17 protein-coding genes are annotated in these 20,422 nt (G+C 60.6%); 15 read left to right on the top strand and 2 right to left on the bottom strand.

Annotated elements, in window-relative coordinates; translation table 11 throughout:
- Nucleotides 1–80: 80 nt before the first annotated feature.
- From Q1K49_RS13410 to Q1K49_RS13345, 14 genes are all read left to right on the top strand, one after another.
- The gene (locus tag Q1K49_RS13410; RefSeq protein WP_213692663.1) at nt 81–1,751 is read left to right on the top strand and encodes an ABC transporter ATP-binding protein; all 1,671 of its coding nucleotides are present in this window, start codon (nt 81–83) and stop codon (nt 1,749–1,751) included.
- Entirely contained in the window at nt 1,742–2,833 is a 1,092-nt protein-coding gene (locus tag Q1K49_RS13405; RefSeq protein WP_213692664.1) for an ABC transporter permease, read from the top strand. Before Q1K49_RS13410 ends, Q1K49_RS13405 begins: the two co-directional genes overlap by 10 nt.
- A 1-nt stretch (nt 2,834) precedes the next feature.
- Nucleotides 2,835–3,764, top strand: a complete 930-nt coding sequence (locus tag Q1K49_RS13400) for an ABC transporter permease (RefSeq protein ID WP_300526488.1) — start codon at nt 2,835–2,837, stop codon at nt 3,762–3,764.
- Nucleotides 3,765–4,193: 429 nt separating this feature from the next.
- A complete protein-coding gene (dctP, locus tag Q1K49_RS13395; RefSeq protein ID WP_213692666.1) occupies nt 4,194–5,219 on the top strand; it encodes a TRAP transporter substrate-binding protein DctP in 1,026 nt (341 codons plus the stop codon).
- A gap of 166 nt (nt 5,220–5,385) precedes the next feature.
- Nucleotides 5,386–5,946, top strand: a complete 561-nt coding sequence (locus Q1K49_RS13390) for a TRAP transporter small permease subunit (RefSeq protein WP_213692667.1) — start codon at nt 5,386–5,388, stop codon at nt 5,944–5,946.
- Nucleotides 5,943–7,259, top strand: coding sequence for a TRAP transporter large permease (locus Q1K49_RS13385; protein ID WP_300526487.1), 1,317 nt, complete (start codon nt 5,943–5,945; stop codon nt 7,257–7,259). Before Q1K49_RS13390 ends, Q1K49_RS13385 begins: the two co-directional genes overlap by 4 nt.
- A gap of 7 nt (nt 7,260–7,266) precedes the next feature.
- Nucleotides 7,267–7,491: a hypothetical protein gene (locus tag Q1K49_RS13380; RefSeq protein WP_213694817.1), complete on the top strand. Its 225-nt coding sequence runs from the start codon at nt 7,267–7,269 to the stop codon at nt 7,489–7,491.
- 839 nt (nt 7,492–8,330) lie between these two features.
- Nucleotides 8,331–9,215, top strand: coding sequence for a MurR/RpiR family transcriptional regulator (locus Q1K49_RS13375; RefSeq protein ID WP_300526486.1), 885 nt, complete (start codon nt 8,331–8,333; stop codon nt 9,213–9,215).
- A 451-nt stretch (nt 9,216–9,666) separates the two neighbouring features.
- The gene (locus tag Q1K49_RS13370) at nt 9,667–11,010 is read left to right on the top strand and encodes an aspartate aminotransferase family protein (RefSeq protein ID WP_300526485.1); all 1,344 of its coding nucleotides are present in this window, start codon (nt 9,667–9,669) and stop codon (nt 11,008–11,010) included.
- A gap of 210 nt (nt 11,011–11,220) precedes the next feature.
- Nucleotides 11,221–12,183, top strand: a complete 963-nt coding sequence (locus Q1K49_RS13365) for a TAXI family TRAP transporter solute-binding subunit (RefSeq protein WP_213694819.1) — start codon at nt 11,221–11,223, stop codon at nt 12,181–12,183.
- 207 nt (nt 12,184–12,390) lie between these two features.
- Nucleotides 12,391–14,382, top strand: a complete 1,992-nt coding sequence (locus Q1K49_RS13360; protein WP_300526484.1) for a TRAP transporter permease — start codon at nt 12,391–12,393, stop codon at nt 14,380–14,382.
- A 2-nt stretch (nt 14,383–14,384) separates the two neighbouring features.
- The gene (locus Q1K49_RS13355) at nt 14,385–15,074 is read left to right on the top strand and encodes a CoA transferase subunit A (RefSeq protein WP_213694820.1); all 690 of its coding nucleotides are present in this window, start codon (nt 14,385–14,387) and stop codon (nt 15,072–15,074) included.
- Nucleotides 15,058–15,750, top strand: a complete 693-nt coding sequence (locus Q1K49_RS13350; RefSeq protein WP_213694821.1) for a 3-oxoacid CoA-transferase subunit B — start codon at nt 15,058–15,060, stop codon at nt 15,748–15,750. Before Q1K49_RS13355 ends, Q1K49_RS13350 begins: the two co-directional genes overlap by 17 nt.
- Nucleotides 15,747–16,931: an acetyl-CoA C-acyltransferase gene (locus Q1K49_RS13345; protein WP_213694822.1), complete on the top strand. Its 1,185-nt coding sequence runs from the start codon at nt 15,747–15,749 to the stop codon at nt 16,929–16,931. The genes Q1K49_RS13350 and Q1K49_RS13345 overlap by 4 nt, the downstream gene beginning before the upstream one ends.
- 65 nt (nt 16,932–16,996) lie before the next feature.
- Here Q1K49_RS13345 and gpt read toward each other — a convergent pair whose 3' ends face one another.
- On the bottom strand, nt 16,997–17,500 hold the full coding sequence (gene gpt, locus Q1K49_RS13340) for a xanthine phosphoribosyltransferase (protein WP_213694823.1): 504 nt from the start codon (nt 17,498–17,500) through the stop codon (nt 16,997–16,999).
- Between the two features lie 167 nt (nt 17,501–17,667).
- Complete coding sequence (locus Q1K49_RS13335) at nt 17,668–18,480, bottom strand: A24 family peptidase (RefSeq protein WP_300526489.1); 813 nt, start codon at nt 18,478–18,480, stop codon at nt 17,668–17,670.
- Between the two features lie 154 nt (nt 18,481–18,634).
- Here Q1K49_RS13335 and Q1K49_RS13330 point away from each other — a divergent pair, with 154 nt between their 5' ends.
- Nucleotides 18,635–20,407 carry a glycoside hydrolase family 3 protein gene (locus Q1K49_RS13330; RefSeq protein ID WP_300526483.1) on the top strand — a complete coding sequence of 591 codons (1,773 nt, stop codon included), beginning with the start codon at nt 18,635–18,637 and terminating at the stop codon, nt 20,405–20,407.
- Nucleotides 20,408–20,422 lie beyond the last annotated feature (15 nt).

Genomic DNA, 20,422 nt, shown 5'->3' with positions numbered 1-20,422 from the left:
GCCCAGGCCCCTTCGCATCGACCGCCGCAGCCATGTCGTGTAAGATAGGGCAAGTCGAAACAGAGCCGGGAGGGGACTCTATGGCAGCCGAAATTCCGCCCCTCGTCTCCATGCGGGGGATAACCAAACGTTTCCTGGGCGTCAAGGCGAACGACGCAATCGATTTCGACGTACGTCCCGGGGAGGTGCATACCCTGCTGGGGGAGAACGGTGCGGGAAAAAGCACGCTCATGAATGTTCTCTGCGGGCTCTATCAACCGGACGGAGGGAACATCGAGATCGAAGGCGAACTCCGTCGCTTCCGAACACCCCGAGACGCCATCACTGCGGGCATCGGCATGGTGCATCAGCATTTCATGCTCGTTCCCGCCCAAACCGTGTGGGAGAATATGGTTCTCGGCCTCGATGCTCTCCCCCAGGTGCTTCCCCGCAAGGATATCATCCGACGTATCGAGGAGATCTCCGAACGATACGCTCTTCGGGTGGATCCTCTGGCTCCGGTCTGGCAGCTTTCCATCGGAGAGCAGCAGCGGGTGGCGCTTCTCAAGGCCCTCTACAGACAGGCCAGAATTCTCGTTCTCGACGAACCCACGGCAGTGCTCATCCCCCAGGAGATCCAGAGTCTCTTCGCCACCATTCGCCAGATGCGCGGCGAAGGGCACGGCATCGTTTTCATCTCCCACAAACTTGACGAGGTACTCACTGTGTCGGACCGCATCTCCATCCTCCGCAAGGGAAAGAAGATCGGAACCTTCGCCGCCGCCGGGGTGACCAAGGAAAAACTGGCGGAGATGATGGTGGGACGTCAGGTTTTTTTCAACAGCGCTCCGCCGACGACGGAAAGAGGGCCGGTCTTTTTGGCAGTACGGGATCTTGTCGTTCGTGGAGAGCGAGGTAACATCGCCGTCCAGGGGATTTCCCTGGAACTGCGCCAGAAGGAAATCTTCGGCCTCGCCGGCGTGGCCGGAAACGGTCAGCTTGAACTCTGCGAGGCCATGGTGGGGCTTCGCGGGAGCGAATCCGGAGACGTGCTCGTCCAGGGTCGGGCGATGGGCAATGCCTCTCCGAGAGCCTTTCTGGACAGAGGTGTTGCCTATATTCCCGAGGACAGGAAAGGAACGGGGCTCGTTCCCTCCATGAACATCCGGGAGAATGTGGTGCTCCGCAAGTACTGGAAAAAACCTTTCGCACGGGGGCGGTGGTTCATCGATTGGGAAGTGGTGGCGGGGCACACGGGGCGTCTCGTGGAGCGCTTCGGCGTGATCACGCCGGGGCTTGGCATCCCCATACGCGCCCTTTCCGGAGGCAACCTGCAGAAACTCATGCTTGCCCGGGAACTGAGCGACAACCCGAAGGCGATCATCGCGGTCCAGCCCACATGGGGGCTCGACGTGGGGGCCACGGAATATGTTCGGGAGCGTCTTCTTGAGCAGCGAGACCGCGGAGCGGCGGTCTTTCTCGTGTCCGAGGACCTGGAGGAGCTGCTCGCGTTGAGCGACCGCCTGGCGGTGATCCATCAGGGGCGGATCATGGGCATCACGGAGGACCCGAGAGCCCTGAGCGAGGAGGATCTCGGCCTGCTCATGGCGGGCACTCCTCTGGCGGACGTGCTCCGAGGGCGAGAAGAGCGCGGCGACGCTCCTCTTCCGGGACCGCTTCGTGATCCGGGCACGTTCTTCGCCGAAGACGGCGCAGCACAGAAAAAGGCCTTCCGTGCGGAAGGCAAGGAGGGAAGGGCTCCATGGGCTTGAGAATCGTGACGGAAAAACGGGTGCGCGTTCCCGTCTGGCTCGAAGTGCTCGTTCCCGTCGGCGCCGTGCTGGGTGCCCTTGTCGCCGGGGCGATTCTTCTGGCGCTTCTCGGCGTATCTCCCCTTGCCGCGTATGCGGCCATGCTGCGGGGCTCTCTCGGCGACTGGTACGGCATCAGCGAGACCCTCGTCAAGGCGGTTCCCCTGACGTTGGCCGGGCTCGCGGTGGCGCTCTCCTTCCGCATGCAGGTCTGGAACATCGGTGCGGAAGGCCAGCTTTACATGGGGGCTCTCGCTGCGGCTGCGGCAGTCCGTTTCGCCTTCGTGGACAACTCGCTTGTCATGTTCTGTCTCATGGCCGGGGCGGCTGCTTTGGCCGGGGGCACCTGGGGTGCCTTCGCGGGATATCTCAAGGCCCGATGGAACGTGAACGAGATCATCACCACGCTCATGTTGAACTACATCGCCATCCACGCCGTGGACTACTTCGTCTACGGTCCCTGGAAGGATCCCGCGAGTCTCGGTTTTCCCATGACCGCCCCTTTTCCCGCTGCGGCGAGACTGCCGCAGTTTTTCGACAGCCGGGTGCATCTGGGTATCTTTTTCGCCGTGGTCTTCGCTGTTTTGCTCCACATCGTTTTCCGGTGGACGAAATGGGGATTCGAGGTGCGCGTCATCGGGGCGAATCCAAAAGCGGCCCAGTATGCGGGAATAAATTTCCTCCGAAATGCGGTGCTCGTGATGTTCGTCTCCGGAGCCGTCGCCGGTTTCTCGGGCATGTGCGAGATGGCGGGACTGCAGGGGCGTCTCCAGCACGGTTTTTCTCCCGGCTACGGCTACACGGCGATCATCGTGGCCTGGCTTGCCCGGCTGAATCCGCTCGCTCTCATGGGAGTGGCCTTTCTTCTCGGTGCACTGCTCGTCGGAGGGGATACGCTTCAGGTAGTCATGCGCCTCCCGCTGTCGAGTATTCAGGTTTTGCAGGGCCTGATCCTCTTCGCGGTGCTCGGGGCGGAATACTTTCTCACGTATCGGGTGCGTTTCGTCCGAAGTGTTCCCGACTCTCCGAAGGAGGTGAACTGACGTGGAGATGCTCGTTCCCATTCTTGCCGCCGCTGTGCGCAGCGGCACACCCATCCTCTACGCCACGCTGGGGGAGATTCTCACGGAGAGATCGGGCATTCTCAACCTGGGACTCGAGGGGCTCATGCTCGTGGGGGCCTTTACGGGATTCAGCGTCGCCAGCGGTACGGGAAACGCCTGGCTGGGCATCGCCGCCGCCTTTCTCGCGGGATGTCTTCTCGCTCTCGTGCATGCCTTTCTCTGCATCACGGGGCGTGCGAACCAGGTGGTGAGCGGCCTTGCGCTGACCATGTTCGGCACGGGGCTTTCCTCGCTGCTCGGGCGAGGTTTCATCGGAGAAACCATTCCCGGCATCGGCGGCATGACGATTCCTCTTCTCTCGAAAATCCCTGTCCTCGGTCCGACGTTTTTCGACCAGGACCCGCTGGTCTATCTTTCCTACGGATTGGCAGTGTTTCTGACCTGGTTTCTCTGGTCCACACGGGCGGGGCTCGCGCTCCGGGCCGTTGGAGACGCGCCCCGGGTGGTGGATGCCATGGGGCTTTCCTCCACGAGACTGCGCTATCTTTATGCCGTGATAGGTGGAGGCATCGTTGCCATGGGCGGAGCGTATATGTCCGTGGTCTACACCAAAATGTGGGGAGACCTCATGACGGCGGGACGAGGATGGATCGCCGTGGCGCTGGTGATTTTCGCCGTCTGGCATCCACTCCGGGCTGTGGGAGGCGCGTACCTCTTCGGTGGAGTGGGGGCGCTTCAGCTTCGTATCCAGGCTGCCGGGACGAGTATTCCTGCGCCTCTCCTACTCATGCTCCCCTACGTGTTCACGATTTTTGTTCTTTTCGTCATTTCCGTGAGAAAGGGAAAAGGCATTCTTTTGGGTGCTCCCGCGTCACTTGGACAACCTTATCATCGGGAGGAGCGGGACTGAAATATCAGATGTGCAATGCACTCTGAGCCCTTCGAGAAAAAGCGGTTTTAGTTTAAAATAATTTTATTTTATCCGGCGAGGTGTTGCCGGTTTTTTTGCGGCGGACTGCGCTCAAGGAAAAAAGACACCACACCCCGAACGTCTTTCCTCCTTTTCTATTTTTCGGTTTTTGCAGGCAACGGGAGAGGGCGGAGAACATCTTGAAAGGTGTTTCCCCCTCCCCTTTCGTATTTCCCCCGGCCAGGAGGTCAAAAAAGAATGGAGAGAGGGTTGACAAGAGGGTGTCTGAACCTCTAGCATTGTTCATGTAGTATATAATACATCATACATCACATAGGGGGTGTTGCCCCAGCGACTTGAGTCGGGTAATCGGCGGTCCCTGTCGTGTTGTTCCTCCTGGCGCTATCCGGATTTGACGAAAAGGAGTGGATGTCGGTGACTACGTACAAGAAACGTTTTGCCCTGAGTGGAGCACTGATCGCCTGCATGCTGTTCGTTTTGGCGGGTTCCGCCTTTGCGGCACCTGAGATCACCCTCAATTTCGCCGGGCAGAATCCCGCGGACCATCCCGCGACGATCCTGATGAACGAGATCGCTCAGGAAGTGGCAGAGAAGAGCAACGGCCGCATCGAGATCAAGATTTTCCCCGCCAACCAGCTGGGTGACTACACTCTGGTCTACGAGGAACTCATCCGCGGTACCATCGACATGTCCTGCACGTCTGTTCCCAGTCAGTTCGATCCCCGTCTGGAGCTTCTCTACATCAACGGCTACGTGAAAGGGTACGAGGATGTAAGAAGGATCTTCGCTCCCGATGCGTGGCTCTTCGGAAAAATGGACGAACTCAACAGCCGTCTCGGCGTGAAGCTCCTCGGCTTTTTCGTGGAAGGCATGATCGGTACAGGCACCACGAAGCCCGCCAAGGATCCCCTTGATCCCAAAGTGGCCAAGGATGTGCTCGTGCGCGTTCCCAACATGGATGTCTACAAGCTTGGTGCCGAGGCCATGGGCTACCGCACCGTCACGATTCCCTACGCGGACGTCTACCAGGCTCTCCAGACGGGAGTCTGCGAGGGTGTGAACGGCTACTCCACTGCTGCGGCCTATACCATGCTCCGGGATGTGCTCAAATACTGGTACATGACCAACTACTCCCTGGAGTGCATCAACTACATGATGAGCGGCAAGGTCTGGGAGAAGCTTTCCCCCGAGGACCGGACCATCGTTCAGGAGGCAGTGAACCACGCGGCGGCGAAGAGCATCGAGCAGGCCAAGGCGGAGGACGAGAAGTACATGCAGCTCATGCGGGACAAGGGCATCCAAGTATTCACCTACGAGGAGAGTGAACTCCTTCCCCTTTCCGAAGCCTGCGCCGGAACGTGGGCACAGTTGGAGAAGAACATGACCAAGGAACTCATGGACGAGTTCCGCAAGGAAATGGCGCCGGGAAAATAGCTTCGAATCCGTGCGTTCCGGGAGAGGCATTCCCTGCGAAGCCCTTTCCCGGAACGCCGCACAATGAAAAACGCTGAGGGGAGTCTTCCCTCGGCCCTCTGCCGGAGAGGCGTGCCCATCCGGCGAGGGGCGGGAGGGCTCTCGCATGTGGGAGGGGGCACGTCTCATGTCTTCCTGTTCCGTCTGTGAGGAAAATTCCGGGCCCAAGAAGCCCAGGACCCTGTTCGACAGGATCGTCATCACTACCTTTTCCAGCGTGACCTTCGGTATGTCCTTTCTGCTCACGATCCTCATCGGTGCGGCCACCTTCGTCCGTTATGTCCTCAAGGGTGATCTCTACGGCTACGAAGAGTGGGTGAAGCTTTTCGCCTTCTGGCTCTATTTCTCCGGAGCCGCCATCGGGGCTTTCAACGGGACGCACGTCTCGGCGGACCTCGTGCAGTCCTATGTCCCGGATGGACATGTGAAACGCTTTCTGATCTTCTTGAAAAATCTCGTGACCGTCGGCGTTACGCTCCTTTTCGTCTGGTACGGCTACGATTTCTTCATGTTCGGCTTCATGGGGCCTCTGGGAACCGGGGTGGCCATTCCGATGACGACGGTGTGGCGCATTCCTTTGTGGACGTCCTATCTGGCGATCTTCATCGGATTCATCTTCATGCTCTACTACTTCAGTCGCGAGTTGTTCAAGAGCGCGAAATCCCTGTTCTCCGGAGGTCGGTCATGATCTACGTGGCCATTGTCATTCTCCTGGCGTCACTGATGCTCGGTGTTCCCGTTCCGGTCAGCTTCATGGCCTCGGCGGGATGGTTGATCTTCTTCGGCGGACCCGGCGGCGGCGGTTATGCTCCAAGCCAGCTCCTGCCCTACGCTTTCACCCAGATGAACTCCGTTTCTCTCATCGCCATCGCTCTCTTCATCATGGCGGGGGGCGTCATGGAACGGGGACGCATCGGAGAGAAGCTCATCGATCTGGTGGACGTGTTCGTGGGTCATCTCCGGGGCGGGCTCGGCATCGTGGGCACCATCTCCTGCGCCGTCTTCGGCTCCATCTCCGGAGCGGCCTGTGCCACTCTTTCCTGTATCGGTTCCATCATGTTTCCCCGTCTCGAAGCGGGAGGCTATCCGCGTGGACATGCGGCGGCCCTCATGGCCAACGCGTCCCTGCTGGGGCTCCTCATTCCCCCGAACGCTACGCTCATCATCTTCGCCTGGATCAGCGGCCAACCCGTCCTGGCGTGCTTTCTCTCCACGGTGATGCCGGGTCTTCTCACCACGACGCTCATCTGTGCGGTGAATATGTGGCTCCTCCGGAACAACGAGTCGGTTCTCGTGGCCCACAGACGGAGCGTGGAGGAAAAATGGGCACTCTTCCGGGAGCGGGGCAAGCGTGCGCTTCCGGCGCTGATGCTCCCCGTCTTCGTCCTCGGAGGAATCTACGGTGGTATCTTGACCACCACGGAGGCGTCAGCGGCGGCCGTGCTCTACGCCATTCCCGTGGGCATGTTCGTCTACAGGGGACTCGATCTCAAGGGACTCTGGAATGTGGTGGTGGAGTCGGGAGTGACTACGGGCGTCATCATGGCCATGCTCTTCTCCGTATCCATGTTGAGCCGTCTCTATTTGCTCGAGGATCTTCCCTCGCGGCTTCTCCTCCTCTTCAGATCCGTCTCGGAAAACCGTTGGGTGATCCTCTTCATGATCAACATTTTCCTCGTCATCATGGGGATGCTCATGGACGACATCAGCGTCGTGGTGCTCACCACGCCCATTCTCATGCCCATCATTCTCGAGCTGGGGTTCAACCCTATCCACTACGCGGCCATCGTGGGCGTGAACACGGGGCTCGGCTGCATCACGCCTCCTGCTGCACCGGTGCTCTATCTTGGGGGACGCCTTGCCAACGCGCCCATCAACGAGATGATGCGCCCCGCCCTGTGGTTCATGTTACTCTGCTGGCTGCCGGTGCTGCTCTTCACGGCCTACTGCCCGAAGCTGGTGCTCTTCCTGCCTCACGTGATCCTGGGAACGCCCTGGTGACGGTCCGGTGACGGCGAGCAGCTTCTTCTACCGGAACTTTTTCGCAGGGCTCTGTTTTCTCTGCCTTGCCGTAGGCCTTCTCACCGGTTCCCCCTATGCCTTTTGGGGGTGTATGGTCTGTGGCGCCTTTTCCCGGAGTGCGGTGAGAAAACAGTGGGCCGATCCTCCCTGGGCGGAGGGGTTTCGTTCCGTCGTCACGTCGGCCTGGAGGAAAATCTGCCGCGCCTCCTGAAGCGGCGCGACAGGCCACGGGTTGTTTTTGTCTGTGCGAGGGAACTCCGGGGAGATCCGACGACGAGGATCGCCTCTGCGGTTCCCTCGTCTGTATTTGCCCATGTCGCTTCGGAGGAGACATTTTTCCGGCGGTGTGCCTTTCTGCGTTGCCTCACCGAAAACGTCTCATCTCCGACCGTTGCGCCGCCTTTGTGTGTGCCGCCTTTCCCCACTTTTCACGTCCGGCTCTGTAAAAAGCCGTTTTGTGGCGTTGCCGATGTGACCTCGTGCCTGCCGGATGGAGTGAGAACGTCCAATCTCTTTTGCAAAATTGAGGAAGCTCTGATGAAGGGGGATTTTCTTGTCCTTGAGCCTGAGCGTGTCTCGTTTTTGCAAGCCCGGCTCAGCGTTCTTCAGAGGTTCCCTGAGACGAAGGAGGTCGTTCTCAAGCAAGGCGACAGTCTACGAATCCTTTCGCCGTTGTTTTCTCCTCTTTCGCAGTCCTGTCCAGAACCGCCGCTTTGTTTGCTTCCTTCCTTCCTCCATGCGCAAGAAAACATCGCTCCTCATCGCCCGTAGAGAAGGACAGATGACATTTTCCCCGTCCCGTTTTAGGGAAGCTCTGAAGAAAAACCTTTTGCTCTCCCTTGACCCGGGCATCAGGCTCTGCAAGGCGTTCTGCGGGACCGGCGCAGCCTTATTCAGAGGCTCCTTAGGAATGACGTTGTCCCTGTTTCGTTGCAGCGGCAAAAGGATGCGTTGACAAGAAGGATTTTTTTGCGTAGTATTTCGTGAAGGAAATCCTTCATTCAAAAAGAGGCGATGATGCTTTTTATTCATAGACGAGGGGGTTTTTTCGTGCGGGATCGTATCACGGCAAAGCGCGCCGAAATGTCTCCGGCGCAGACGAAAATCGCCGCATATGTGCTTGAGCATCCCCGGGATGTGGCGTTTCTCTCCGCCGCGGAGCTGGCGGAACGCATCGGCGTGAGTGAGGCGACAATGATCCGTTTCGCAGCCTTTCTCGGTTACGAAGGGTACACGCTGTTCCGTGAGGCCGTCGGAGACGCGCTTCTGCAGCGACTTTCAACGCTCGAACGAATGAAGGAGTATGCGCCGGAGGAAGAATCGAGCCTGTTCGACAGGGTCGTTCGGGACGACCTGGAAGCCGTCGCCGCGATCCGGACGAACACGTCCGAGAGCGACGTGGACGCCCTCGGACGGGCGCTCGCCGCATCCGGAGCCGTCTATATTGCGGGAAACCGCAGTTCCTTCGCACTCGCCTATTATTTTTCCTTCTACCTTTCCTGGATTCTTCCCAACGTCAAGCTTCTGAGCCCGGACATTCCCTACGAAACCCTCTTCAACGCACCTCACGAGAGCCTCGTGGTCGGCATCAGCTTTCCCCGCTATGCCAGTTGGACCCTTCGAGTCCTTGAGGATGCCAAAACCCTCGGGCTCCACACCGCGGCGATTACGGATTCGCCAGGAAGTCCCCTGGCGATGCGGTCCACCTACGTGGTGACCGTTCCCTATCGCCCGGTGTCCTTCATCGATTCTTTCGCCGCACCTCTTTCCGTGATCAACTGTCTTGTGCTCTCCGTTTCCTCCCACCTCGGCGAGGAAGCGGCAGAGAAACTCGAAGCGCTTGAGGAGTACTGGAGCAGGAATCGCGTCTACGACGCGGTGGGACGAGCGGATGCGGCTCGCCGGGAGACGGGAGAGCCCCTTCGGAGGCGCTGAGGCGGGGGCCTTGCCCCGTAAACGTCGGACTGCGTTTTTCCCCGAGGCGGGACACGATGTTCTTGTTTTTTCGTCCCGCCTCCCAGGGTTTTTTTGCAGGGTGACTCGCCGTGCTTCGTTGTTGATGACGGATTTCCTTCAAAGAAAGAGCCATTCCACGAAAAACGCAGTCCCTGAAGTGTGAGGAGAAGGTTGCCCGATTTCACGCGGGGATCGAACGAACGCCTTGAGGAGAGGCGTGCTGTTGTTTTGTTGCCTTCAGTATGGAAAGGCAGGGCAAGAAACGGGCGTGGAAGGGGCGATTGCGGAAAAAACGAGATGTGGCAGGGGGACGGAGCGGACTTGGAAGATATCGGAAGAACGGTTCGGGAAACCCTGTTTCGTCGGAGCGGGCGGAAAAGGGAAGCGTCGGAACGACGGGACTGACAGGAGCGGGAAGGGAGATGAGGATGTGTCCGAGTGGGGGAACCTGATTCCCAGGAGTTACAAGACGGAAATGCCCATGGCCGTCCGAGGCGAGGGGATCTACATCTACGACGAAAGCGGTCGTGCCTATATCGACGGATGCAGCGGCGCGCTGCTTTCCAGTGTCGGGCACGGCAACAGGGAGATTGTGGCGGCCATGGCGCGGCAGCTTGAAACGCTGGAGTTCGCCCATCCGTCACGGTGGATGAACGCCGCTGCTCTGGAGGCGGCGAAAGAAGCCGCTTCCATTGCGCCGGCAGATCTCCGGAGCGTCTGGTTCGTGAGCGGGGGCAGCGAGGCCATCGAATCGGCGGTGAAGATGGTCCGCCAGTATTTCGTGGAGCGGGACGGGCTTTCCTCTTCCAAGTCGGTGTGTATCGCTCGCTGGGCCTCCTACCACGGCAGCACTCTCGGCGCCATGGGACTCGGCGGAAGCATGGCCCGTCGCCGGATGTTCTCTCCGCTCTTTCTCGAAGGGCCGAAAATCGAACCCCATTACTGCTACCGTTGTCCCTTCGGACTGGAGCATCCTTCCTGCGACCTGCGTTGCGCCCATGCCCTGGAACAGGCGATCCGCCGCATCGGTCCCCAGTACGTGGCGGCTTTTCTGGCGGAACCCGTTGTAGGGTCCACCGTCGGAGCCCTGAATCCTCCGGAGGGATACTGGCCTCTCGTGCGGGAGATCTGCAGCCGGTACGACGTACTTCTCATCGCCGACGAGATCATGACGGGCGTTGGAAGGACGGGCAAACCCTTCTGCGTCGACCACTGGAAGGTGGTTCCCGACATCATCTGTTCCGCGAAGGCACTGTCCGGAGGATACGCTCCTGTGGGGGCCATGTTCGTTCGGGACGGCATCGTGGAGGTGCTCCGCTCGGGAAGCGGGGCCTTCATGCATGGCCATACGTACAATGCCAATCCTGTCACGGGAGCGGCGGTGGCGGCGACGCTCCGCTACATGAAAGCGGCGAAGGTCTTCGAAAACGCCGCTGTCATGGGAGAGCGGCTGGAGAAAGCACTCGCTCCCCTCGCGGATCTTCCCCTCGTCGGAGAGGTCCGCGGCATGGGACTCATGCGGGGAATCGAGCTCGTGGAGGACAAGGCGACGAAGAGGCCCTTCGCGCCGGAGAAAAAGGCCGCGGCGGTGGTGACCGGAGAATGCATGAAACGAGGTTTGGTGGTGTATCCCGGCAGCGGACAGATCGACGGTGTTGCGGGGGATCAGTTCATGGTGGCGCCTCCCCTGATCGTCACCCAGACAGAGGTGGACGAGATCGTGGGGCGCCTTGAGGAAGGACTTCGCGCTGCGGAAAAGCGTCTCCGTTCCTGATTTTTTCGTCGGAATACCGGTGGAAAGAGCATTCGATCCGCGTTGCCATAAAGAGAAGACGCGATGCTCCAGAAGGAAGGTGGTGAGGATGAGGGGAAGACGGAACAACGGGAGAGGTCGAGGACGAAATTCAAGGCGAGAGGTCGTTTCGGGAAAGGACCGCAATGGATTTTCCCGGAGGTGTCCATGAGAAAAGGAGGAGAGAGACTCATGAAGAAATTCTCCATCACTGTGACAGTGGCTCTTATCGGTGCGATTTTCCTGGGAGCGGCGGCGTTCGCTGCGACCACCTTCGTCACCATCGGGTCCGGCGGAGTGGGAGGCACCTATTACCCCCTCGGTGGTGCCATGGCTGAAGTCCTGAGTCAGGCGGACATCGGCGTGAAGGCCACCTCCCGTTCCACTTCGGCATCCCGGGAGAACTGCCGTCTCGTCGCCAAAAATACGGTCCAGATCGGCATGTCTATGGGATCCACGCTGTACCAGGCAGCGTTCGGTGTGGAAGCTTTCGAGCAGGACGGCAAACTTCCCCTGAACATCCTCATGAACATGTATCCCGCCCCGCAGCATCTGGTGACCACGTCGAAGACGGGAATCAAATCCCTTGAGGATCTCAAGGGAAAGCGCGTCTCCGTGGGTGCTCCCGGCGGTGGCGACCAGGTGCTCACCATGCTCATTCTCAAGGAGGCGGGTATCGATCCCGACAAGGACATCTCCAAGCAGCAACTCACGCAGCCCGAGGGCGTCATGGCGCTCAAGGACGGCAATGTGGATGCGGTGTTCTGGAATTTTGCAGCTCCCGGAGCCTCCGTCCTCGAAGTGGCGGCACAGCGTGACGTGGTTCTCGTTCCCCTTCCTCAGGATGTCGTGGACAGGGTCGTCGCGAACAATCCCTTCCTGGTGCCTCACAAGATCACGAAAGACACCTACCCCGGCATGGCTGAGGATGTCCTCACCGTGGCGGACGGCAATTATCTGGTCGTCCGGAACGACATGGACGAGAAACTCGCCTATGACCTGGTGAAGACTCTTGTGGAAAACCGGGAGAAATTCCTCCAGATCACTCCCCAGGCGGAGAACTTCGTTCCCGAGAAGGCGAGCATCGGCATCATCGATTTCCATCCCGGCGCCGTGAAATACTTCGAGGAGCAGGGTGTTTCCATGAAGAAATAAACCGATGGTCCGCGCTGCGGCGGATCGGGACTATCCGACCCCCCGCAGCGCGGACCCGGTACTCCACCGCGTTGTCGGCTCCTGAAAAGAGTGCGGCGGAGGCAGTGCGGTGGAGAGAACCCGCGGGGCGCCTGAACTCTCCGGGAGAGTTATTCCGGAGAACGAAAACGGTACGTCGCTCCAGACAGCCTGGGAGGTTCGGTCGGTATGGTCAATGAAAATGAAACGATGAAAACTCCGGAAGAAGCGTCCCTCGGGGAAAAGGAACTCCTGGAGGAACTCGAAGGACGTAAGCGGAATCTGCAGGGGTGGCGCTACTGGCTCGTGGCGGCCATCGCCATCGCCGCGTCGCTCTTCCACCTGTACACGGCGGCGTTCGGCCTGATGGCGGCGATTTATCAGCGGAGCATCCACTGGATGCTCATGGGAGTGTTGATCTTTCTTCTTTACCCGGTATCCAAGAAACGCCCCGGCGATCGCATCGATTTCTGGGATTGGATCTTTGCGGGGCTGCTCGTGATCGGGTGCATGAACATCATTCTTAACTGGGACGCCATCTCCATGCGGGAGGGCATGGCGATTCCGTCGGACATCTATCTCGGTGTCATCATGGTGCTCCTCGTTCTCGAAGCGGCGCGGCGTTCCATGGGATGGCCCCTTCCCATCGTGGCCATCGTGGCGATGCTCTATGCACTGTTCGGTCCGTACTTTCCGGGAATGCTCGCCCACGGCGGATTTCCGCTGGAGGAACTCGCACCCTTCCAGTATCTTCGGACCGACGGCATCTTCGGTGTTCCGCTGGGCGTCTCCGCGTCGTTTATCTTTCTCTTCGTTCTCTTCGGCTCTATTCTCAATGTGTCGGGAGCCGGGCAGTTCTTCATCGATCTCTCCCTGGCCCTTACGGGACGCAGTCAGGGTGGACCCGCGAAAGCGGCGGTGGTCGCGAGTGCCCTCATGGGGACCGTCTCGGGCAGTTCCGTAGCAAACGCGGTGACCACAGGGTCCTTCACGATTCCCCTCATGAAGCGGGCTGGCTATTCTTCGGAATTTTCCGGGGCCGTCGTTGCCGCGGCTTCCACGGGTGGACAGGTCATGCCCCCCGTCATGGGAGCGGCGGCGTTCATCATGGCCCAGTTCCTCGGTATTTCCTACTGGGAAATCGTCGTTGCTGCGGCGATTCCCGCGACGCTCTACTTCATCTCCATCATCGCCATGGTGCATTTTCGTTCGGGAAAACGGGGGATCATGGGCATTTCAGGAGTGGAACTGCGGAATGTGAAGGAGGTCTTTCGCGAGGGGTGGCACCTGCTGCTTCCCATCGTTGCCCTCGTGGGATTTCTCGCGACGGGCTATTCCGCGGTGAAGGCGGTCTTCTGGTCCATCATCTGTCTCATCGTCGCCTCCTGGCTCGGGCAGGAAAAATACCGCATGACGCCGCGGAGGATTCTGGATTCCCTCATCAACGGGGCGATCAACGCCGTGGAGGTCGCCGCGGCCTGTGCGTGCAGCGGTCTCGTCATCGGAGTCATCGGCATCACCGGTGTGGGACTGGCTTTCTCCTCCTTCGTGATGAGCCTCTCCCACGGCATTCTTCCCCTGGCGCTGATGCTTACCATGGTGGGCTCCATCATTCTAGGCATGGGTGTTCCCACCACGGCCCAGTACATCATCACCTCCACGCTTGCGGCTCCAGCCCTGGCCCAGATGGGCGTACCCCTCATGTCGGCCCACCTTTTCTGTCTCTACTTTGGCGTTCTCGCGGACGTGACGCCCCCGGTGGCGCTCGCCACCTACGCAGCGGCGGGACTTTCCAAGTCGAATCCTCTGAAGACGGGATTCGTCGCCCTCAGCGTCGCCGTGGCGGGATTCCTCGTCCCCTACATGTTCGTCTACAACAGCTACCTGCTCTTTCAGGGAAATCTGCTCCGCATCGTACTGGGGTGCGTCACGGCCCTCATGGGTATCATCGGGCTTTCCGCGGCAGTGCAGGGGTATTATGTGGCCCCCCTTTCGCTGCCTGAGCGTCTCGCGCTCTTCGTCGTGCCGTTCCTGCTCATCGTTCCGAACATCTACACCGATGCAGTGGCACTGGCACTGCTCATCGGTGTCTATCTTCTGCAGAAACACAAAGTGGGACGGGTGGTTGCCCCATCCGTGGCGGTTCCCCACGCATCGAACAGTGTCGGCAAGGAGGAGTGAGCATGTCGAAGAGAATCGTCAAACCTGTCCTGTCGGCCCGGGAAGCCGTGGCGGGCATTGCCGGCGGCGCAACGGTCATGATAGGGGGGTTCAACTACGGTGGTGTACCCTACACGCTTGTGGAGGCGCTTCTTGAGCAGGGCGCGACGAATCTGACACTCATAGCCAACGACACGGCCTACGACGACGTGGGGCACGGGAGGCTCGTCCGGGAAGGACGGGTGAAGAAAGTCGTCGCTTCGCATGTGGGACTCAACAAGACCACGCAACGCCTCTTCAACGAGGGAAAGATGGAGTTGGAACTCGTTCCCCAGGGAACCTTCGCGGAACGGATACGGGCGGGGGGGTTTGGTCTGGGAGGAATCCTCACTCCTACCGGCGTGGGTACCGTCGTGGAGGAGGGGAAGCAGGTTCTGGAGGTGCAGGGAAAACGCTATATTCTGGAGCTTCCTCTCCGGGCGGACGTGGCTCTTCTGCGGGCCTTCCGCGCCGACACCATGGGAAATCTCACCTACCGGGGGACGAACCGGAATTTCAATCCCGCCATGGCGACCGCAGCGGATCTGGTCATCGCCGAGGTGGACGAGATTCTTTCGCCGGGAGGGCTCGACGCGGAGGACATCGTCACGCCGGGCATTCTCGTGGATATTCTCGTCATGAAGGGGGATTCCTACTATGCTTCCAGAACTTGATGAAGAACGGGTGCGCCACCGAATCGCCCGGCGCATCGCCATGGAGTTCGAGAACGGGGATGTGGTGAATCTGGGGATCGGTATTCCTACGCTCGTCTCGGACTACATTCCCGAGGACGTGCACGTGATCTTTCAGACTGAAAACGGCGTGGTGGGGGCGGGGCCGAAACCGGAAAAGGAGGATCTGCGCTACATCGGTGCGGGAGGACGGTGTCTCTCCGTGCTTCCGGGAGGGGCCTGCATCGCCAGTGATCTCAGCTTCGGCCTCATTCGGGGTGGACACCTGGATGCCACGGTGCTCGGCGCACTCGAGGCGGATCAGGAGGCGAATCTCGCCAACTGGATGATTCCCGGCAAAATGGTCCCCGGCATGGGTGGCGCCATGGACCTGGTCACGGGAGCCCGCCGGGTGATCCTCGCCACGACGCACACGAACAAGAAGGGAGAGCCCAAAATTCTTCGGAAGTGCCGGCTTCCTCTCACGGGAAAGGCCGTGGTGAGCCTCATCGTGACGGAATTCGCGGTGCTCCGTTTCCGGGAGGGAAAACTGGTGCTCGAGGAAATTGCCCCGGAGGTTACACTCGACCAGGTGCGGGCCGCGACGGAGGCGGAATTTGTCGTTGCGGATCCGCTGCTGCCGATGAAGGGCATCGAAAAGGAAGAGGTGGTCGCATGAGACGGGCGGTGATCCTTGCCGCGTGCCGTACTGCGGGGGGCAAATTCGGCGGAGCACTGGCGGAAATGGATGCGCCCCGGCTGGGTGCGTTAGCTCTGAGGGAGGCCGTGCGGAGGGCGGGAATCAACGACGATGTCGTGGAGGAGGTCATCCTCGGCAACGGCTGGCAGGCCGGGGTCGGCTCCAATCCGGCTCGTATTGCCACGGTGGAATCGGGCCTTCCCGAAACGGTTCCGGCGTTCACGGTGAACAAGCGCTGCGGCTCCGGTTTGCGCACGGTCATGCTCGCTGCAGACCGGGTGCGCCTCGGCGACGCGGCGGTGATTCTTGCGGGAGGAATGGAGAGTGCCTCCAACGTGCCCTACCTGCTCAAGAAAGCCCGCTGGGGGCATCGCATGGGCGACGTGCCGACCTTGGACGCACTTCATGCGGACGGATTTTTCTGCCGGATGGCGGGGATGCTCATGGGCGCCACGGCGGAGATTCTTGTGGAAGAGTATGGTATTTCCAGGAGGGAACAGGACGAATTCGCACTGCGGAGTCATCGTCTGGCCGTGCGGGCCGTGGAGACCGGGGCCTTCCGGGACGAGGTTTTTCCCGTTCGGTTGAAGGACAGGAAAAAGGGGGAGATTGCCTTCGACACGGAGGAAATACCCCGGGCGGACACCTCTCTGGACAGACTCGCCGCACTGGAACCCATCTTCACGAAGGGCGGCACCGTCACGGCGGGAACAAGCTCGGCTCTCTGCGACGCCGGAAGCGCTCTTGTCGTGGCCGATGGGGAATGGGCTGCGGCACAGGGGCTTCATCCCATGGCGGAAATCCTGGGGTACGCATCGGCGGCGTGCGCTCCCGATCACATGGGGCTCGGTCCGGTCTACGCGGTGCCGAAGGCGCTTCAACGGAGCGGATTCGCCCTGGAGGACATGGAACTCATCGAGCTGAACGAAGCCTTCGCCGCGCAGGTTCTGGCGGTGCACCGGGCACTTCCCTTCGACATGGACCGCTGCAATGTCAGGGGTGGTGCCATTGCTCTGGGGCATCCTATCGGCGCCACGGGAGCGAAGATTCTCACCACACTTCTCTACGCACTCCGTTCGCTGGACAAGGAACTCGGACTCGCCACTGCCTGCATCGGCGGAGGACAGGGTGTGGCTCTCGTGGTCCGTCGCCTGGCCTGACGTTTCTGCGACTCCGGAGAGCGCTCCGCACCTCCCGGCGCGGCTCGCGCTCTCCGGAGGAAGGTTTACTCGTCGGTGCGTTTCATCGCGATGGGATGGACGAACTCCACGTGTGTTTCCGCATCCCAGGGAAAGAGGATCCACGTGTCCTGGCTCACTTCGGTGACGAACGTGTTCACCAGGGGCCTTCCGTCGGGCTTTGCGTAGACCGTGGCGAAATGCGCGGTGGGAAAGATGTCGCGGACGATCTTGGCGGTCTTGCCCGTATCCACCAGGTCGTCCACGATGAGGAGTGTTTCCTCCTCCCTGTCCAGACATTCCACCTGCTTGAGAATGGCGGGTTCTCCCTGGGTGCGCAGGGTGTAGCTGGAGATGCACACCGTGTCCACGAGGCGGATGTCGAGTTCTCTGGCGATGATCGCCGCGGGAACGAGTCCTCCCCTGGCGACGGCGATGATCCGGGTCCAGGGACGAAGAGCGACGAGACGCCATGCGAGAGCGCGGCAATCCCGATGAAGCTGTTCCCACGAGACGGGGAAAGTTTTGTGATAGCGGTCACCGGCGGACATGAACGAACTCCTCCTTGAGATGGGATAGGGATGGCGGTGCGGAGGAGCGCCGGGATGCACATGCACACTCCTCCGGGAACTTTCTCATCCGGAGCGGTGTAAAGGCTTTCGCCGCCGCGAGCGGGGCGCTGCGGCGGCGAAAGCTGTGCCCATTCCAGCAAAACGGCTTACAAGGCGTTCCACGGCCACTCGGAAGTGATGCCGAACCAGGCGAGGAAGCTTGGGCCGCAGAGGATCGCCGCGATTCCACCCAGGGCGAGAAACGGACCGAGCGGAATCGCGTCCTTACGCTTCGCCTTCCCCGTGACGAGGAGCAGCACCGCCCAGAATCCCCCGAGGAGAAAGCCGAAATAGAGTGCGGTGCCGGTCATTTTCCATCCCAGAATGCTTCCGAGGCCCGCCATGAGATGTGCGTCTCCCCACCCCATGCCTCCACGGCTCAAAAGGATGATGCAGGCGATGATACCGTACCCGAGCGCGGCGCCGAGCAGGCCGTCCGTGAGGCCCTGTCCGCCGCCCCCGATGCGGAGCAGGAGCCCCATGGCTCCCGGGGCGAGGGCGAAGAGGTCGAAGATGTAGCCGCTGTAGATGTCCGTGAGGGCATTCAGATAGAGGGAATAAGCCGCCGTCGAGGCGAGCAGGAGGGGGAGAAGGGCCTTCCCGTTCACAACACCTTCCGGAAGGGCCTGTCCCCAGCGTGCCGTCACAAGTGCGCCGATGAGGGCACAGACAAACTCCACATAGAAATAGGATTTCGGGATGACCGCGCCGCAGGTGCGGCAGCGCCCCCTCTGCACGAGCCAGGACAGGAGCGGAATCAGTTCGGAGGACGTAAGAAAGGTTCCGCAGGTGTCGCAACGGGAGCGGGATTTTCCCCACCAGGACTCCCCCGCGACGGTACGGCGGGCCACCACGTTCAGGAAGGATCCCAGAACGCTTCCGAGCAGGAAGCCGAAAGAGAAAAGAACGACCAGCCACACCAAGGGCACCGCCTCCAGCGTTTCTGTGTGCGGGAAATGGTATAGTTATAACAGTATTCTTTCGGAAATTCACCGGGGAATTCCGTTGGTTTCTTTCTCGCCGTCCGGGCGGGGAGGAACAGCGCTGTCGCTTGAGGAGGAGGATTCCGTGTCCATGTCGGTCCATTCTTTCGGCAAGGCTTCGTCGTTGTTGCGCCTGGTATTGTTCCTGCCGGTCCTCGCAGGAGTGTTTCTTTTCGACCCCTTGCCGCGGAAGGCGTGTGCTGCGGGGAACCGGGTGGAGGATCTCCTCGTTTCCATGACTGTGGAAGAAAAGGTAGGGCAGATGATGATCGGCTTTTTCCGGGGGAATTCCCTGTCTCCGGAATTTGCCCGGCGCCTCGAAACGGTGCGCCTCGGGGGTGTCATCCTCTACAGCGTTTCCGGTAATGTGGAGAGCACGTCCCAGGTGGCCGGGCTCGCACGGGGAATCCAGACGTGCGCCGCAAGCGCAGATGTCCTGCCGCTCTTCATCGCCATCGACCAGGAGGGAGGGCTCGTCTCCCGTCTCACGAGCGGGGTCACGGTCTTTCCGGGGAACATGGCTCTCGGCGCGACGGGCGAAACGTCTCTCGCCGCCACGCAGGCGCGCGTGCAGGCCCGGGAGCTGCGCATCCTCGGCATCACATGGAACTATGCTCCCGTGACGGACGTGAACAGCAATCCCGCGAATCCCATCATCGGCATCCGCTCCTTCGGTTCCGATCCGGGGCTCGTGGCGGACATGGGAACGGCCATGATCGCCCCCTACGCAGGAGAGCGTGTCCTCTGCACGGCAAAGCACTTTCCAGGCCACGGGGACACGGACACGGATTCCCACCTGGGGCTGCCCGTGCTCCGCAAGGACAGAGAGGAACTGGAGAAAGTGGAACTCGCTCCCTTCCGGGCCATGATCGGGCGAGGTGTGCCGGCGATCATGACGGCCCATGTGGAAGTTCCCGCCCTGGAGCCCGACGGTGCAGCCCGTCCCGCCACACTTTCGTCGGCGATTCTCCAGGATCTTCTCCGGGAGGAAATGGGATTCGAGGGACTTCTCGTGACGGATTCCATGGGCATGGGGGCCATCGACCAGCACTGGGGCATGGAGGAGGCTTCGGTTCTTGCCGTGCTCGCCGGAGCGGACATGCTCATTTTCGGAGCCGACAAAGGGCACGAACCGGAGGAGCAGGATGGGGTCTTCACGTTTCTCGTCGAGGCGGTGCGGAGCGGACGGATTCCGGAATCCCGCATCGACGGGGCCGTGGCCCGCATCCTTCGTGCGAAGGAAGCTCTGGGCATCCTTGACGACCCTTGGCCAAGAGAGGGCGATCTGGATCGGCTGGCGGCGCCGGAATCCCTCGCGGTGGCGGAGGAGATCGCCGAGCGAAGCGTGACGCTGGTGCGGAATCCGAACCGAGGGGGCTCCGGAGGATGCGCCGTGTCCGGAGGCGCGAAGACATCGGTCCTTCCTCTTGCGGGTGAGAAAATTCCTCTCGTCTGGCCTGAGGAATACGAATCTGCTCTGGCGCCGCTCCTGCTGGAATGTCCTGGCTTTGTGCCGATGCTTCTTCCCCTCGACCCGGCGTCGGAGGACGTGGAGACGGCATGTGCGGCTCTGGAGGAGCGGGAAACGGTCTTTGCGGGGAGCTACGATCTGCACCGCAACGCCGGGTGGAAAGCTCTCCTGCGTCGCCTTGGGGAGGAACGGCTCGTGCTCCTTTCCGTTCGCTCCCCCTACGATCTGCTCCATGTGGAGGACGTGTGCGGATATCTGGTGACCTATGGAGACCGTCCCGCCTCCATGAAAGCCCTCGGCCGCATTCTCTCGGGAGTGTCGCCCCCGAAGGGGCATCTCCCTGTGGAGCTTCCGGGGCTCTACCCCAGAGGGTGGGGATTGGAGCGGTTCTAAATCTCTTGCCCGTCT

This window comes from Aminiphilus sp. (assembly GCF_029975095.1).
Lineage (GTDB): Bacteria > Synergistota > Synergistia > Synergistales > Aminiphilaceae > Aminiphilus.
Note: the sequence above shows the minus strand (reverse complement) of the source record. Positions and strands in the feature narration are given on the sequence as shown.

Coding starts and splice junctions, on each gene's coding strand:
- Q1K49_RS13355 (WP_213694820.1), top strand. CDS start 14,385: ATGTCGAAGAGAATCGTCAAACCTGTCCTGTCGGCCCGGGAAGCCGTG.
- Q1K49_RS13350 (WP_213694821.1), top strand. CDS start 15,058: ATGCTTCCAGAACTTGATGAAGAACGGGTGCGCCACCGAATCGCCCGG.
- Q1K49_RS13405 (WP_213692664.1), top strand. CDS start 1,742: ATGGGCTTGAGAATCGTGACGGAAAAACGGGTGCGCGTTCCCGTCTGG.
- Q1K49_RS13330 (WP_300526483.1), top strand. CDS start 18,635: ATGTCGGTCCATTCTTTCGGCAAGGCTTCGTCGTTGTTGCGCCTGGTA.
- Q1K49_RS13410 (WP_213692663.1), top strand. CDS start 81: ATGGCAGCCGAAATTCCGCCCCTCGTCTCCATGCGGGGGATAACCAAA.
- dctP (WP_213692666.1), top strand. CDS start 4,194: ATGTCGGTGACTACGTACAAGAAACGTTTTGCCCTGAGTGGAGCACTG.
- Q1K49_RS13390 (WP_213692667.1), top strand. CDS start 5,386: ATGTCTTCCTGTTCCGTCTGTGAGGAAAATTCCGGGCCCAAGAAGCCC.
- Q1K49_RS13385 (WP_300526487.1), top strand. CDS start 5,943: ATGATCTACGTGGCCATTGTCATTCTCCTGGCGTCACTGATGCTCGGT.
- Q1K49_RS13365 (WP_213694819.1), top strand. CDS start 11,221: ATGAAGAAATTCTCCATCACTGTGACAGTGGCTCTTATCGGTGCGATT.
- Q1K49_RS13360 (WP_300526484.1), top strand. CDS start 12,391: ATGGTCAATGAAAATGAAACGATGAAAACTCCGGAAGAAGCGTCCCTC.
- Q1K49_RS13345 (WP_213694822.1), top strand. CDS start 15,747: ATGAGACGGGCGGTGATCCTTGCCGCGTGCCGTACTGCGGGGGGCAAA.
- gpt (WP_213694823.1), bottom strand. CDS start 17,500: ATGTCCGCCGGTGACCGCTATCACAAAACTTTCCCCGTCTCGTGGGAA.